The organism is Pedobacter sp. UC225_61, assembly GCF_044452285.1.
In the GTDB taxonomy this organism is placed as follows: Bacteria; Bacteroidota; Bacteroidia; order Sphingobacteriales; family Sphingobacteriaceae; genus Pedobacter.
On record NZ_JBIOAL010000001.1, the window covers coordinates 3,474,983 to 3,490,569 of the forward strand.

Annotated in this window: 14 protein-coding genes and 1 pseudogene; 5 read left to right on the forward strand and 10 right to left on the reverse strand. The window is 34.0% G+C overall.

All coding sequences use genetic code 11. The annotated features are described in order from the left end of the window. The 10 genes from ACHMWN_RS15820 to ispE all read right to left on the reverse strand — a co-directional run bounded on the left by ACHMWN_RS15820 (position 1) and on the right by ispE (position 8,851). On the reverse strand, positions 1–927 hold the full coding sequence (locus tag ACHMWN_RS15820) for an efflux RND transporter periplasmic adaptor subunit (protein ID WP_397303044.1): 927 nt from the start codon (positions 925–927) through the stop codon (positions 1–3). Position 928: 1 nt separating this feature from the next. After that, positions 929–2,179: a TolC family protein gene (locus ACHMWN_RS15825; protein ID WP_397303045.1), complete on the reverse strand. Its 1,251-nt coding sequence runs from the start codon at positions 2,177–2,179 to the stop codon at positions 929–931. Positions 2,180–2,426: 247 nt separating this feature from the next. Next, a complete protein-coding gene (locus tag ACHMWN_RS15830; protein WP_397303048.1) occupies positions 2,427–3,221 on the reverse strand; it encodes a phosphatase PAP2 family protein in 795 nt (264 codons plus the stop codon). A gap of 10 nt (positions 3,222–3,231) precedes the next feature. Further along, complete coding sequence (locus tag ACHMWN_RS15835; protein WP_397303051.1) at positions 3,232–3,639, reverse strand: hypothetical protein; 408 nt, start codon at positions 3,637–3,639, stop codon at positions 3,232–3,234. Positions 3,640–3,703: 64 nt separating this feature from the next. Continuing rightward, the gene (locus ACHMWN_RS15840; RefSeq protein ID WP_397303053.1) at positions 3,704–4,951 is read right to left on the reverse strand and encodes a sensor histidine kinase; all 1,248 of its coding nucleotides are present in this window, start codon (positions 4,949–4,951) and stop codon (positions 3,704–3,706) included. Further along, on the reverse strand, positions 4,948–5,625 hold the full coding sequence (locus ACHMWN_RS15845) for a response regulator transcription factor (protein WP_397303056.1): 678 nt from the start codon (positions 5,623–5,625) through the stop codon (positions 4,948–4,950). The genes ACHMWN_RS15840 and ACHMWN_RS15845 overlap by 4 nt, the downstream gene beginning before the upstream one ends. 64 nt (positions 5,626–5,689) lie before the next feature. Next, a complete protein-coding gene (locus ACHMWN_RS15850; protein WP_397303058.1) occupies positions 5,690–6,280 on the reverse strand; it encodes a hypothetical protein in 591 nt (196 codons plus the stop codon). A 109-nt stretch (positions 6,281–6,389) separates the two neighbouring features. Next, positions 6,390–7,556, reverse strand: a complete 1,167-nt coding sequence (locus ACHMWN_RS15855; protein ID WP_397303061.1) for a trans-sulfuration enzyme family protein — start codon at positions 7,554–7,556, stop codon at positions 6,390–6,392. Positions 7,557–7,625: 69 nt separating this feature from the next. Further along, a complete protein-coding gene (locus ACHMWN_RS15860; RefSeq protein ID WP_397303064.1) occupies positions 7,626–8,042 on the reverse strand; it encodes an OsmC family protein in 417 nt (138 codons plus the stop codon). A 5-nt stretch (positions 8,043–8,047) separates the two neighbouring features. After that, complete coding sequence (ispE, locus tag ACHMWN_RS15865) at positions 8,048–8,851, reverse strand: 4-(cytidine 5'-diphospho)-2-C-methyl-D-erythritol kinase (protein ID WP_397303067.1); 804 nt, start codon at positions 8,849–8,851, stop codon at positions 8,048–8,050. 190 nt (positions 8,852–9,041) lie between these two features. Between ispE and ACHMWN_RS15870 the strand changes: the two genes are divergently transcribed. From ACHMWN_RS15870 to ACHMWN_RS15890, 5 genes and pseudogenes are all read left to right on the forward strand, one after another. Continuing rightward, positions 9,042–9,836: a thymidylate synthase gene (locus tag ACHMWN_RS15870; protein ID WP_397303069.1), complete on the forward strand. Its 795-nt coding sequence runs from the start codon at positions 9,042–9,044 to the stop codon at positions 9,834–9,836. Positions 9,837–9,969: 133 nt separating this feature from the next. Then, positions 9,970–10,307 (forward strand): annotated as a pseudogene (locus ACHMWN_RS15875) (four helix bundle protein). Between the two features lie 54 nt (positions 10,308–10,361). Further along, on the forward strand, positions 10,362–10,850 hold the full coding sequence (locus ACHMWN_RS15880; protein ID WP_397303071.1) for a dihydrofolate reductase: 489 nt from the start codon (positions 10,362–10,364) through the stop codon (positions 10,848–10,850). Positions 10,851–10,962: 112 nt separating this feature from the next. Continuing rightward, positions 10,963–13,920 carry a protein translocase subunit SecDF gene (gene secDF / locus ACHMWN_RS15885; RefSeq protein ID WP_397303073.1) on the forward strand — a complete coding sequence of 986 codons (2,958 nt, stop codon included), beginning with the start codon at positions 10,963–10,965 and terminating at the stop codon, positions 13,918–13,920. Between the two features lie 287 nt (positions 13,921–14,207). Further along, entirely contained in the window at positions 14,208–15,518 is a 1,311-nt protein-coding gene (locus ACHMWN_RS15890) for an NAD(P)/FAD-dependent oxidoreductase (RefSeq protein ID WP_397303075.1), read from the forward strand. The last annotated feature ends 69 nt before the right edge of the window (positions 15,519–15,587 follow it).

The following is a 15,587-nucleotide window of genomic DNA, read 5'->3' on the forward strand; positions in this document are numbered from 1 at the left end:
TTATTTCAAAATTTTAACTTTCGCAGTATCTGCAATACCATAATTCCCACTCGTTATAATTCTATCTTTTTTATCAAATTTTGGCGCAATTACTTCTATGAGATTAGTGTTTTCAATGCCTTTTGTAACATTAACTTTTACAGCTGTAGAATCATTTATCATTTTCATTACCCAAAATTCATCTTCTGTTTCATTGGCTAATACAGCAGATTTTGGCAGCACTTGTGCATTCGGGTGATTAAGTTTCGTCAATCTAACTTTTGCAATTAAACCTTCGGGGATAAGATTGCCAGCATTTACTTTAATAATATAGCGTTGGGTTTGCGCTAAAGAGTCAACCGCTGGCATGGTTCCAGATAGCACACCAGCAAGCCTCTGCCCATCGGGTAATTCGATTTGCAAGTTGTGATTGCTTTTAATGAGTTGGGTATATTCATAGGGAAGATCTAACAAAAACACCAAACTATTTCGGTTACTGATGGTTGCCATTGCTTCTCCTTCTTGCACATAATCTCCTTTTTGATGATTGACTTGGACAATTAACCCAGATTGTGCAGCACGAATGTTAGAAATACCAGAAAACTTTAAACTTGGATCTAGCTTATTCACACTGTTTCCAATTGCCTTTGCTTCTTTGGTAATTAAGCTAAATAGAACTTGGTTACTATTTACTTGTTTTCCAGTTTGCGCATTTGCAGTTAGTACATATCCATTAATATTTGCCTTAACAAAGCTTTTTTCTAGGTAAGCAGAAACTGCTGTTACTTCAACTGACTCGATTAATGAGCTATCACCTACTGTAGTGATTTGAACAGGCGTAATTGGGTCAGGTGCTTCTTCAGATTCGGTATTTGCTGCATGTTGACAAGAAGCAAACACGAATAAACTAAATGCACCAATCGCTAAAATTTTAAAATACCTATTCATGTTATTTATTCCAGTAATTAAATTGATTAATTAATTTTAAACGATTAATATTAGTTTGTCTAAGCAGGTTTTTTGCGGACATATAATTGTTTATGGCAATGATGTAATCTGCCACTTTCACATCTCCAGTATGCAGTAATTTACTATTCACATCAATTAATCCCTTTGCAAATCTAATTTGCTCGTTAATTTGTATAGATAATTGATCTGTATTGCTAATCTGTTTAGAGAGCATATACAATTGCTGTTTTTGCTGCCGGATGAAGAAATCTTTATACGTGCTTGCCGTAAGAGTAGAAAAACCTAATTTATCGTATTGCATTTTCTTTTGATGGCCATCGTAAATGGGAATAGATAGCGTAAAGCCAACACTTGCACCAAAGTTTTTATAGGGTTGCAAAATAAACGAAGAATTATAACCACTATTGACATAAACACCGAGTTTTGGCTTATAATTTAAATCAATAGCTTGCTTTTGGTTGAGGTATTTAAGACTATCTATATCAAATCTTTTAGTAAAAAATGCATTATCTGTTAGTAAAACTGGGTTTTGTAATTTCGGTTCTTCTAAAACAGCAACGGTTGTATCGGTAATTCCTGATAAGTAGTTAAGCATTGCATAATCACTTTGATACTGAACTTCAGCTTGTTTTAATGTTAGCTGTTGTTGTTGCAGTGTCACCAAAAAAGTGAGATATTCTGATTGCTTATAGATATTATTTCTAGTCAGCTCTTTTAATAGTGCTTCTTCTTTTTTTAACAATGAAAAAACGTCTTTATTAAAATTAACATCTTGCTGACTAGCATAAACTGTTATGTATTGGTCTATTATTGATTTCTTTAAATCGAAAGTAGAAAGCTCTCCTGCATAAGCAATGGAATCGCTTTGTAGCTTTATACCTAGCAATTGATTGTTAATTTTTTTCTTATTTAGCAGGTCATAATTTACGTTTAACAAAGCTTCTAAGACTTGGCCGTTAGTTAGCGCTTCATCATATCCGTAACCCTTAATAATAGGCGCATACATTCCTGCTGAACTTGCTGTTATTTGAGGTTTTCTGGCGGCTAAAACAAGTAAACTATCAATTTTAAGTGCTTGCTTTTGATTTTTATAGTCTTTTAGAGTTGGACTAGATTTAACAGCTTCTTGAAGAAAATAATCGATATTTCGAGAAGGATTCTGCGCCTTAATTGCTGTTGTAAAAAGCAGTGTGATGACGCAAATGATTAGATTTTTTTTAAAAAGTATCATTCAATTACGCATTTTAGAATAGCATATAAATATCTCATTTAGCTACAAAATAGCTATCAAATATGGAGCAAATCTGTAGTTCCATTAAAAAGTGTAGTTTCATTACTAAATGTTATTTTTAGAATTGGTCGTCCTTGTGGGGCACGAAGCAGTCCTACAACGCCAGTAAAAAACAATAACCGCTTTAAAATTGCTTCGTGCCTCGCAAGGACGATTTTGCTATATAGCACATTGAAATTATCATTTTTTAAAAAGTATAGCTAGCCATTAATCCATTCGCACCATCTTGTCTGTAAGGCATTACCGACAACTTTGTGGTGTTTTTTGTTGTAAATATCCTTTTAACATGAGGATAAACTAGATAAGCTAGTTTAGTAGATGCAATTCCGAACCCTGCCCCTGCTACTACATCACTAAACCAATGCTTGTTATTATACATTCTTAATGTGCCCGTTGCTGTGGCAACAAAATATCCAGCATAGCCAATCCATGGCGATTTGTATTTAAATTCCTGATATAGGAATTCTGCAGCTGCAAAAGCTGATGCTGTATGCCCTGATGGAAAAGAATTATTACCCGATTCATCTGGCCTTATCCTATGCACACCACGTTTTACGAAATGCGTAGAAATGCCCATTATAGCTGCCGAAGTTACATATAACATCGAGGCATCAAACATGTTATGTCTTCCTTTAATACCCGATAAATTTAATGCGTAAACTGCTAATGCTGGTGTAAATTGTGCATAATCATCAACATGTGCTGCAAATTGCGGGTGGTCTTCTTGCAATTCATATCGTGTACTTACATCTAATTCCTTCAATGCACCATGATTATACACCGCAGCAAAACCGTATCCAATTAAAACTGCTGGTGCAATAAAATGAACTACCCTAAATCTTTCAGGTTTTATTTCTTCCGTAATATTTTTTATGGCTATCGGATTTAACCTCACATTAGAAGTAGTATCCTGCTGTTGCGCAAAACAAGTAGTTGCCATAAAAATAAACAGCAAGCTACTTGTTACATTTTTTAAACTCATTTAAATTCTCTTACTTTTTAACTGGATTTCCTTTTGCATCAAATAAAAGATCTTTACCCTTTACTTCTGCCTCATAAATTACTGTACCATCTGCTTTGGTTATTTTAGCAGATTCGGTTACTTTCAAACCTTTGAGTTTCATTTTAACTGCTTCTGGAAATTCAGCAACTTTAATTTCAGTTTCGGTTTCTGTTACTACGCCATTAGCGGTATAAACTTCAGAAGTTTCTTTTCCGTTTAATGTAAATTCTGCTTCATAATTAGCCTCTTCTTTTGTCCAGCCAACTTTTGTGGAAGCATGATTTTTTGTAAAAGCAGCTTTTACTGCCGCAGGAACTTTACTCGCATTTAATTTTTGCGCATAACTTGCTGATGCAACAAATACTAGCGTTACAATTAGTCCAAATAATTTTTTCATGATTTTAGAATTTTTTATAAAATTAATTTTCAATTCTATAGTAATTCTGTAGCAGGGTTATTTACTAAAAATGAATAGTAAAGAGATGCTTTTCGTTATGATAGTCGTACAAGAGTGCGAAACCATACAATGCGCAGATTTGCTTTGAAATGGCTAATCCTAAACCCAAACCTTCAGAAGGAGCAGATTTAGAAAATCGTTCAAAAAGCTGATGATTTAAGCTGGTATCTTGTCCAGTGTTAATGATTTGTAATGAATTTTTTTGTAATATTACTTCAATAGACCCACCTGTATGGTTATGCCGAACAGCATTACTAAAAAGATTGTTTATGAGTATATCTGCTAGATACCTACTCATTTTCAATTGACAATTCTCTAATTGTTGAATTATCTTCAATTCATCTTTTTCAAAAAGCTCCTGAAACTGCCTTATTTTATTTTCTAACAGTTCTTTCATATCAATATCTTGCAAATCAGGGATAAGGTTATTTTCTATTTTCGCCAGCAACAGCAAAGATTGATTGAGCCTTGATAAGCGGCCAACTGCTTGATAAATATCTTCGAGTAATGCGCCTTGTTGTTTGGTGAAGGATTCTGTCTGTAGCAAAGAATCAAGTTTAGAATTGATTACGGCAAGGGGCGTCATCATTTCATGCGAAGCATTATCTGTAAAACTTTTAAGTTCCTTGTAATCTTGTTGCACACGAGCTGCCATTGCAGTAGCTGAATCATTTAGCTCGTTAAATTCATCAATTTTAGTTGGCACTCTATTAATTTTGCCCATCCCCGATACTTCATAAGCTTTCATTTGGTTTAGTAGCGTATAAAATGGTTTCCACAATCTATTTAATACAAAGCGATTAATTAACATTAAGCTGATTAGTAAAAAACAGGTTATACCAAGGGTGATGATTAAAATGATCCGTACCAAATCTTCCGATTCAACTCTTGATTTTGTTATGGTGACTACAAACTTTTTTCCATTTAAGTTGATGGTTGTAATTAAACTTCTACCAGGTTCAATTTCTTGTTCTTTTGCATTATAGTAGGTGGTGTAGCTAAATTCTCTAAGTTGATTATTGCTTTTAACTTCTTTATAATGAACCTGCTGATCTAAATAACTCGCTGGTAGTGGAAGTTTTTGATACGTTTTTACATATTGATTTATTTCATTCTCTTCAACAGCTAAATCCTTATCCAATTTATCGGTTAATATAAAATGAATAACTAAGTAATAGATAATTCCTGTAATTGTTAAAACAATAAAGGAAGTAAGAATATTTACTTGATTATATCTACTCGACAATTTCATGCTGCGGCAAATTTATATCCAATACCATATACAGAATGAAGATAATCCTTTCCACCAGCTTCCATCAATTTTTTCCGTAGATTTTTAATGTGTGTATATATAAAATCAAAGTCGTTTGCAATATCCATTTCATCACCCCATAAATGCTCGGCAATTGCATTCTTGGTGACTATTTTACCTTTATTGGATAAAAAATAAACTAATAAATCAAATTCCTTTTTTGTTAAAGTTATGGTCTGATCTTTAACGGTAGTCAGCATGGCAAAAACGTCTACTTTAATTTCATTAAATACAATCACGTTATGTCCATCAAAATTTTTGCGACGAACAATGGCACTTACCCTTGCTTTTAATTCTGATAAATGAAAGGGCTTAACTAGATAATCATCTGCTCCTAAATCAAGTCCTGCTAACTTATCGTCTAAAGAATGTCTTGCAGAAATAATAAGCACACCGTCCTTTTTCTTCAAGTTTTTAAGCTCTCCCAATAAATTTAAGCCTTCTCCATCAGGCAAGCCTAAATCTAATAGAATACAATCATAATTATACAATGCTATTTTCTCAGATGCTGTTAAATAATTGGTTGCATACTCGCATATATTACCTTCTTCTGTAAAATAAGTTAATATGCTATCTAAAAGCGCCTGTTCATCCTCTATGATTAAAATCTTCATGCTTTTATAAAGTAATGAAATTTATATGTAAATGCCCAATAGAATAAAATGCACTTATTTTTAGCTAAATAAATGCTGTTAGCTTTTTTATATTTTCTTCTTTTTTAGATTGAAGATTTACTTTTGAATAAGGTGTAAAATAGTGGTGAAATTGAAGCATTTCCAAGTTTATACTATCCCATTGGTGTTGGGTGTAAGTAAGTCCAATCGTTTCTTCCCATTCTTTTTTTAATGCCGAAGCAAAATCAATATAACGATCAGAAGAAAAATGATAGAAATCAGCATCGCAAATTACCATTTCCATTAAATTCACAGGTTTTTGAGGATACCTAGTTGCTAAAATACAGGATCTTACATCTGCAATTTTCTCGCTTGCAATGCCTAAATTAGCTAAAAACTGTGTAGCAATCTCTATACTAATTAATTCATGGTCTTTATATGCCTCTGTATAACCAGTGTCGTGAAACCAGGCAGCAAGCATGACAATTTCCATTTCCTCCACGTTTAAACCAGAATTTGAACCAATTTCTTGTGCCGCTGTAACTACATAAGCCGTGTGTAATTCGTTATGAAAATAAAGTTTTGGGTTTAGTTTCTCTTTTAAGAGATTCGTTACAAACTGGCTAACTGTAATTATTAAATCTTTAAAATCCATATGATCTCACTTCAATACAAGAGTAAAGATGAAATCTGTAGAAATTTTGAAGTAACAAAAAAAGAGCAAACTTAAGTTTGCTCTTTATAAAACTGAAAACTAAAGATAGTTAATTAGCTAACGCTCCTTCAATATCAGCCAAAATATCATCAATATGTTCTAAACCGATAGATAAGCGGATTGAACCTTGTTCTATTCCAACTTCTAAACGCTGTTCTTCTGTTAGTTTACTATGTGTACTCGTAGCTGGATGTGTAGCGATTGAACGTGTATCAGCCAAATTTGCGGAAATAGAAAACATTTTCAGCCCATCCATAAATTTACGAGCCCCATCTATACCTCCATTTACAACAATGGTTACAATCCCTCCACCCTGTGACATTTGTTTTTTGGCAATTTCGTGTTGAGGATGTGATTTTAAGAATGGATATTTTACCAATTTAATTTTGGGATGCTTTTCTAAATATTCTGCAACCTTTAAGGCATTTTCGCAATGGCGATCCATACGAACAGCTAAAGTTTCTAAGCTTTTTGATAATATCCAGGCATTAAAAGGAGATAAAGATGGTCCGCTATGACGAGCAAAGTTCATCACTTCGGTAATTAAATCTTTTCTTCCTAAAATAATCCCACCTAACACACGGCCTTGTCCATCAATATATTTAGTAGCTGAGTGAATAGAAATATCAGCACCCAATTTTAGCGGCTGTTGCAAGTAAGGGGTAGCAAAACAATTGTCAACTACAAAAAGTACCTTATGTTTTTTAGTTAGTTGTGCGATAAATTCTAAATCAATGATATCTATACCAGGATTTGAAGGCGTTTCTACAAAAACAATCTTGGTGTTTGGTTTAATCAATGCTTCCCAATCTTGTGGTTTATCTAAATCTGCATAATCAAATGTTACACCCCATTTAGAGAACACATTGGTTAATAATTGATGTGTTGAACCAAAAACCGAACGGCTTGAAACAATGTGATCGCCACTTTTTAAGAAAGCACCAAATGTGGTAAAAATAGAAGCCATACCTGTAGCCGTAGCAAACCCATCCTCAGCGCCTTCTAACAAACACATTTTCTCTATAAATTCTGAAGTGTTTGGGTTAGAATAGCGGCTATACACGTTTCCCTCTTTCTCATTGGCGAATAAAGCACGCATTTCTTCTGCATCATCAAACTTATAACTTGAGGTTAAATAGATTGGTGAAGAGTGTTCTTTGTGTAAACTTCTTTCTGTTTGGGTACGGATAGCGATGGTTTCAAAATTTTCGGACATAATAGGGTTCATTAGTTCATTACTATGAATGTTCAATAGTAATGCGTGTTACGTAAAGCAGTTAGTATTCTATTTATTAATTGTATATGTAAAATTTATTGTTGCAGATCGACCTAAAATATTCGATACCGAGCAGTATTTATCAAATGTCATTTGTAAAGCTCGTTCTACCTTAGTGATGCTTAGCTCTCCAAATAAATCAAAGTGAATATTTATCACATCAAAAATTGGAGGCATTTCTTCATCTCTGCGTGTGGCTTTGATGTTTATTTTAATATCGTTTAACGGCTCCTTTTGCTTGGTCAATACATTTACCATGTCGATACCACTGCACCCACCTAAACCAACAAGTAAAGTTTCCATTGGCCTAAAGCCTTTGCCCTCACCTCCAATAGCAGGTTTTGCATCTAGTTCTACTGTAAATCCGGCTTCGTTACTAGCTTCAAAGTTAAATTTCCCGCTTTTGCGGATTAGATTTATTTCCATTTTAATTAAACGTTATAAAAAACTTGGTTCTCTTTTTCTAATTCAGAAAGTTGAACTGGTTTTTCAAAAATGGCAAAAACAGATGATCCACTGCCACTCATTAGCGCAAATGTAGCACCTGCAGCATAAAGCTTTGTTTTTATTTCGTCAATTTGTGGATATTTTGCACAAACTGAGGTTTCAAAATCGTTTACAATTTTACCTTTCCATTCGCTTAAGGGCAAATGTATCAATTCTTTTAATGAAATTAGAGCCTGCTTTACGCTTACATTTTGGTAGGCTTCGGCAGTTGAAACATGTACAGAAGGTTTTACCAACACCATATAATACGCAGATAAATCTAGTTCTATATCTTCAAATTCGTCTCCTTTACCAAATGCATAGGCTGGTTTATTTTCAATAAAAAAAGCACAATCTGCTCCTAAATTTCTGGCATAGTCTTGCATTTTTTCAACTGACAAACCCAAATTAAATTTCTCATTCACGAGTTTAATTAAGAATGCTGCATCAGCAGAGCCACCTCCTAAGCCAGCACCAACAGGAATATTTTTTAATAAAATGATTTGCTGATTTGGCAACTTAAAATCACTTTGTAGCTGTTTAAATGCCTTTAAGCAAATATTATCCTCAGCTTTTCCTGGAATATCAATGCCTTTTATAGTACAATTAGTTTCTTCGGCATCAATTAATTCTACCACATCGTACAACTTAACAGGATAAAAAACAGTTTCGAGGTTGTGGTAACCATCATCTCGCTTTTCGGTTAAGAATAAGCCTAAATTTAGTTTAGCATTAGCAAATGATAGCATCTTATTAATTACGATTATACAGTTACGGTTTTGGATTATGCGATTTGGCAGGTAAACCTTCATTGCAAACATACAAATTGTAAATTATTTATAAATACTTGGAAAAACTCCACAATGTGGAAAAAACATAAAACGTACAGACATTAAAATTTTTAGTTTTGTAATAGGATTATTCTTCCTTTAAGATAAGATGAAACAATATTTAGATTTAATGCAACATGTGCTAGATCATGGCACACAAAAACACGACCGCACAGGCACAGGAACAATTAGCGTTTTTGGTTATCAGATGCGTTTTAATTTGCAGGAAGGTTTTCCGATGGTAACTACCAAAAAATTGCACTTAAAATCTATTATACACGAATTAATTTGGTTTTTAAGTGGCGATACTAATATCAAATACTTAAAAGATAACGGCGTAAAAATTTGGGATGAATGGGCTGATGAAAACGGGAACTTAGGTCCGGTTTACGGTTCGCAATGGCGTAGTTGGCCAAAACCAGATGGAGAAAAAATTGATCAGATTAGTCAAATCATTAATACCATAAAAAACAACCCTGATTCGAGAAGGATTATTGTTTCTGCATGGAATGTTGCCGAAATAGAAAACATGGCTTTACCACCTTGTCATGCATTTTTTCAATTTTACGTGGCTGATGGAAAATTAAGTTGTCAATTGTATCAACGCAGTGCGGATATATTTTTGGGCGTACCTTTTAATATCGCTTCTTATGCTTTATTAACCATGATGGTGGCACAAGTTTGTGGCTTACAATATGGCGATTTCATTCACACACTTGGTGATGCACATTTATACAATAACCATACTGAGCAGGCCAAATTGCAATTAAGTAGAGATACTAAAGCATTACCTCAAATGCATATTAATCCAGCAGTAAAAAATATCTTCGATTTTAAGTTTGAAGATTTCACTTTAGAAAACTACGATCCACATCCTCATATTAAAGGAGCGGTGGCGGTATAATTAGTTCATTAGTATCATTGGTTCATTAGGTGTAGCCTGATTAGCATAATTGATTACACAGTTTATATCATCCCTAAGAAGATTTAAACAAAAAACAATGAGCTACAATAGAATCGAGGATTTAGAAGTTTACATGCTTGCAGAAGAATTTTCCAACGAAATTTGGAACATTGCAGCTAAATGGGATTATTTTGCAAAAGATACTGTTGGCAAACAGATATGCAGATGTGCGGATTCAATAAGTGCAAACATTGCTGAAGGATATGGCCGTTTCCACTTTAAAGAAAAAAAAATTTCTGCTATTATAGCAGAGGATCAATCTTAGAAACAAAATCATTTCTAAGAAAAATGAAACACAGAGGCTTGATTACAAGTGAAGGATATGAGAATTTATTTAATAAATTAGAAACTATTCACATTAAACTTAATGCTTATATAAAATATATTGGAAGAAATTCATCAAGTAAATAAAGCTTAGGCTATTTATGAACTAATGAACAATTGAACCAATGAACAATTGAACCAATGAACAAAGTATCCATAGTAGTAGCCATTTCAGAAAATAATGCCATTGGAAAAGACAATCAGTTGTTATGGTATTTACCTGCCGATTTAAAACACTTTAAAGATATTACAACTGGTGGCACCATCATCATGGGGCGTAAAACCTATGATTCTATTGGCAAGCCCCTGCCTAATAGAAGAAACATTGTAATTACGCGTAAAACAGATTTAGAAATTACAGGTGTAGAAGTCGTAAATAGTTTACAAGAAGCATTATCACTTTGTGCACAAGAACAAGAAGTGTTTATTATTGGCGGTGCTGAAATTTACAAACATGCGCTTGATGTTACCAATAGGATATATTTAACAACCGTTCATAAAAGTTATGAGGCGGATGCCTTTTTTCCAGAATTAGCTAAAAATGAATGGGAAGAAATCCATCAAGAATATCACGAAGCTGACGAAAAAAATAACGTAGCTTACACTTTTTCAACATTAGAACGCAAATAGCGAAATTTCCTTAATAAAATTTCAATAAGATACCTATTATTTAAAAAAATAATTAGATTTGCCGACTTGTTTAAAAAACAGCATACTATAGAAAAAAATAATTTACAAACAAATGCAAGGTAAAGGTTTTATTAAATTTATGGCAATACTATTAGGTATTGTCTGTCTGTATTCTCTCTCATTTAATCTAGTTACTTATAACGTAGAAAAAGATGCCAAAGCTTATGCTAAAGGCGATGTGGCGAAAGAAAAAGCGTATCTGGATTCAATGGCGACTGTAGCTGTTTATCCTGGTTTAGGGTTAACCTATCAACAAGTAAAAGGTAAAGAGATTAACCTTGGTCTTGATTTAAAAGGCGGAATGAACGTTACGATGGAGATTTCGTTGGCTGAGCTGACTAAATCTTTAGCTGGTAATACTTCAGATGCTAATTTTAATCAGGCATTACAAAACGCACAAACTCAAATGAACGCTGGTGGAAAAGATTTCATCACTTTGTTTGTGAATGAATATGAAAAACTTGCACCTAACGGAAAATTAGCAGATTTCTTTGCTAATCAAGATAATGCTAGCCAATTAAAAGCGAACGCAAGCAACGGCGATGTTAAAAATTTCTTATCTAAAGAAGCGAATAGCGCAATAGATCGTTCATTTACTATTTTACGTAGTCGTATTGATGGTTTTGGTGTTGTGTCTCCTAACATGCAAAAACAAGAAGGTTCAAATAGAATCTTTATTGAGATGCCAGGTGTACAAGACAAAGAACGTGTTCGTAAATTATTACAGGGTTCTGCAGAATTACAATTTTGGCAAGTTTATCAAAACGAAGAGGTTGTTAATATCTTAGAAAACATTAACAAAACACTTGCATTAACCGTAAAAGATACGGTAGCTGTAACTGCTGCTAAACCTGCAGATACTGCAGCAAAAGGCAGTAAATTAGCTAATTTAACTAAAGGTGCTCCAAAAGATACTTCAGCAACTGCTAAAAAAGCAGAAGCAAGCAAATCTAATCCGCTATTCTCAGTATTAAGCATTCCTACATATACTGCAGAAAATGGTCAACAAGCATTGCGTCCAGGACCAGTTGTAGGTTGGACTTTACAAAAAGATACAGCTAAAGTAAAAGCATATTTTGCTAGACCAGAAATTAAGTCATTAATTCCAGGCACCATGAAATTCATGTGGAGCTTGAAACCAATGGAAGGCAGCAAAGTATTTGAATTGTATGCGATCAAAGTTTCTTCTTTAGATGGAAGACCTGATTTAGGTGGCGATGCAATTTCTAACGCAATGCAAGGCTACGATCAGAAAAACAGACCAGAAGTAACCATGTACATGAACAGCGATGGTGCTGCTAAATGGAAAAAAATTACTGCTGATGCATCTGCTGATCCAAACAATAAAAAAGCAATTGCTATTGTTTTAGATAATACCGTTTATTCTGCACCAACTGTACAGAATGAAATTCCTAATGGTGTATCTTCTATTTCTGGTAGCTTTACCTTAGAAGACACTAAAGATTTAGCCAACATCTTAAAAGCTGGTAAATTACCTGCTCCTGCTAAAATCGTTTCAGATTTTGTAGTAGGTCCTTCATTAGGTCAACAAGCAATTGATAGCGGTTTATCATCATTTATAATTGCATTTGTTGTAATTCTAGCATTTATGGCTTTATATTATAACAAAGCTGGATGGGTAGCTAACCTTGCCTTGTTAATTAACTTATTCTTTATTATGGGTGTGCTAGCTGCATTTGGCGCTGTACTTACCCTACCTGGTATTGCTGGTATCGTATTAACTATTGGTTTATCCGTAGATGCGAACATTCTAATCTTCGAGCGTGTCCGAGAGGAACTTGCCCATGGTAAAAACACTGCCGTTGCAATTAAAGAAGGTTTTAAACACGCAATGTCTTCAATTATTGACTCGAACGTAACCTTATTTATCTTAGGTATTATCCTATTTATCTTCGGTACAGGCCCAGTTCAAGGTTTTGCAACTACATTATGTGTGGGTATTGTAACTTCATTATTTGCGGCTGTGTTAATCTCTCGTGTAATTTTTGAAGGTTTATTAAGCAAAAAAGCAAACATCTCTTTCGATAATAGCGTAACTAGAAATGCATTTAAAAATATTGCATTCAACTTCGTTGGACATAGAAAATTATACTATGTAATTTCTTCTGTAATTATTCTTGCAGGTATTGGTTTCTACATTAAAAATGATGGTTTAAACTTAGGTGTAGACTTTAAAGGTGGTAGAACTTACATGGTTAAGTTTGATAGAAAAATGAATACTGAGGAAGTGACTAAGAAATTAGTGGCCAACTTTGAAGGTGAAGAAGCGTTAGTAAAAACTGCTGGAACTGATAATTCATTAAAAATCACTACTCCTTATCACATTACAGATCAAGATCCTAATGCTGATAAAATTGTAGAAAATGCATTAAGAAAAGGATTAACAGAAACTGGAGCTAAATTCGAAATTGGAAGTTCTCAAAAAGTAACACCAACAATTGCGAGTGATATTATTACAAGTGCGGTTTATGCAGTATTGTTCTCGTGTCTAGTAATGTTTATCTACATCGTAGTTCGTTTTAGAAAATGGCAATATGGTTTAGGTGCGGTTATCGCATTATTCCATGATGTGTTATTGGTAATTTCATTATATACTATTTTAGACGGTGTATTGCCTTTCCCATTAGAAATTGGACAAGATTTCATTGCAGCTATTTTAACGGTAATGGGTTATACCATGACAGAGACTGTAGTTGTATTTGACCGTATCCGTGAAAAATTAAATGAAAGCGGTAAAACTGATGTATATGGTGAAGAACGTAATACATTAATCAACTTTGCATTAAACAGCACATTAAGTCGTACAATTTTAACTTCATTAACTGTATTTTTCGTGTTAATGGTAATCTTCGTATTTGGTGGTGATAGTATCCGCGGATTTATATTTGCTTTATTAATTGGTCGTATTATCGGTACCTATTCATCATTGTGTATCTCTACACCAATTGTAATTGATTTATCTAAAAACGAAAAGAAAGCCGTTAAATAACTTTCAATCGTTATAAAATACAAGGGTTCCGAAATTCGGAACCCTTTTTTGTTTTTTTTGAATTCGTCATTGCGAGGTACGAAGCAATCTCATTCTTAAGTGTCGTCTATCGGTGAATGTCTCCACCCACCGTAATTTACTTTACTAAATATGATCGGCGAAACACCGACCACTAGGCGAATAGTATTTACCTTAACCAATATTTCTTAAACAGGATTAACCTGTATTGCCTCAATAACTTTCTATATTTGTCAAACTAATTTATACATTCATTAGTTGTTCTATATATGGAAAACGGAAGACAAAAAATAGTGATCGTTGGCGGAGGTTTTGGTGGTATTGAATTGGCTAAAAAACTTCGAAATAAAAACGTTGATGTTGTCATTCTTGACAAACACAATTACCATACTTTTCAACCCTTATTGTATCAAGTTGCTACTGGAGGCTTAGAAGCAGATTCCATTGCATTTCCCATTCGTAAAATATTTAAAGGACAAAAAAATCTTACATTCAGAGTTACTGAAGTAGAAAAAGTAATTCCAGAAGAAAATAAGTTATTAACTACTATTGGCGCAATTCATTACGACCATTTAGTCATTGCAACTGGATCAACTAGCAACTTTTTCGGTCAGGCAGAAATAGAGGAAAATGCCATGCCGATGAAATCTATTCCTGAAGCATTGAATCTGAGGAGTTTGATTTTACAAAATCTAGAGGCCTCTTTAATTACTAAGGATGCTACAAGTAAAGCCGAACTATTAAACTTTGTGGTAGTAGGCGGTGGGCCAACTGGTGTAGAAACGGCAGGTGCCTTGGCCGAACTGAAAAAACACGTATTAAAAAATGATTACTCAGAAATAGATATTGATAAAGTTAACATCTACTTGATTGAGGGATCCCCTGAATTATTGGGGCCAATGTCTCCGCAGGCTCAAAGAAAGTCTCAAGAGTTTTTAGAAGAACTTGGAGTAACCGTTTTTACAGAAGCTAGGGTAAAAAGTTACGATGGTAAAATGATTTCATTAGTTGATGGGAGATCCATCCCCTCTTCTACTGTAATTTGGAGCGCAGGAGTGAAAGGTGTCGTGTTAGATGGTTTAAAACCAGAATGTACAGTCAGAGGAAATCGATTAAAAGTTGATAGAATTAACAAGGTAGAATGTTACCAGAACATTTACGCCATTGGCGATGTAGCTGCAATGATTACCGATGAAACTCCAAATGGACACCCTGGCGTTGCTCCTGCAGCGATACAACAAGGTAATTTGTTGGCTAAAAATTTAATCCATATCATTGAAGGTAAACCAACGGAGAATTTCAAGTATTTCGATAAAGGTTCTATGGCAACAGTGGGTAGAAACAGAGCTGTGGTAGATATTGGCAAAATCCATTTCCAAGGCATATTTGCGTGGTTTACATGGATGTTTGTTCACTTGATGACTTTAGTTGGCTTCAGAAATAAACTAATTGTTTTTGTAAATTGGGTGTGGAGCTATTTTAGCTACGATAGAGGCACACGTTTAATCATCAGGCCATTTCTTAAGGGAGATCGATGGAAAGCTATAAATAGTCCACAAGCGCAAAAGACAGAAGAATAGTGCATTAGTCAATAGTTCATTGGTCTGAGTAAATAAACATTGAACTTATGATACGAATGAACCAATGAT

Bases quoted from the DNA above. Each gene is read 5' to 3' on its own strand.
- ACHMWN_RS15820 (WP_397303044.1), bottom strand. From the start codon at position 927: ATGAATAGGTATTTTAAAATTTTAGCGATTGGTGCATTTAGTTTATTC.
- ACHMWN_RS15825 (WP_397303045.1), bottom strand. From the start codon at position 2,179: ATGATACTTTTTAAAAAAAATCTAATCATTTGCGTCATCACACTGCTT.
- ACHMWN_RS15830 (WP_397303048.1), bottom strand. From the start codon at position 3,221: ATGAGTTTAAAAAATGTAACAAGTAGCTTGCTGTTTATTTTTATGGCA.
- ACHMWN_RS15835 (WP_397303051.1), bottom strand. From the start codon at position 3,639: ATGAAAAAATTATTTGGACTAATTGTAACGCTAGTATTTGTTGCATCA.
- ACHMWN_RS15840 (WP_397303053.1), bottom strand. From the start codon at position 4,951: ATGAAATTGTCGAGTAGATATAATCAAGTAAATATTCTTACTTCCTTT.
- ACHMWN_RS15845 (WP_397303056.1), bottom strand. From the start codon at position 5,625: ATGAAGATTTTAATCATAGAGGATGAACAGGCGCTTTTAGATAGCATA.
- ACHMWN_RS15850 (WP_397303058.1), bottom strand. From the start codon at position 6,280: ATGGATTTTAAAGATTTAATAATTACAGTTAGCCAGTTTGTAACGAAT.
- ACHMWN_RS15855 (WP_397303061.1), bottom strand. From the start codon at position 7,556: ATGTCCGAAAATTTTGAAACCATCGCTATCCGTACCCAAACAGAAAGA.
- ACHMWN_RS15860 (WP_397303064.1), bottom strand. From the start codon at position 8,042: ATGGAAATAAATCTAATCCGCAAAAGCGGGAAATTTAACTTTGAAGCT.
- ispE (WP_397303067.1), bottom strand. From the start codon at position 8,851: ATGCTATCATTTGCTAATGCTAAACTAAATTTAGGCTTATTCTTAACC.
- ACHMWN_RS15870 (WP_397303069.1), top strand. From the start codon at position 9,042: ATGAAACAATATTTAGATTTAATGCAACATGTGCTAGATCATGGCACA.
- ACHMWN_RS15880 (WP_397303071.1), top strand. From the start codon at position 10,362: ATGAACAAAGTATCCATAGTAGTAGCCATTTCAGAAAATAATGCCATT.
- secDF (WP_397303073.1), top strand. From the start codon at position 10,963: ATGCAAGGTAAAGGTTTTATTAAATTTATGGCAATACTATTAGGTATT.
- ACHMWN_RS15890 (WP_397303075.1), top strand. From the start codon at position 14,208: ATGGAAAACGGAAGACAAAAAATAGTGATCGTTGGCGGAGGTTTTGGT.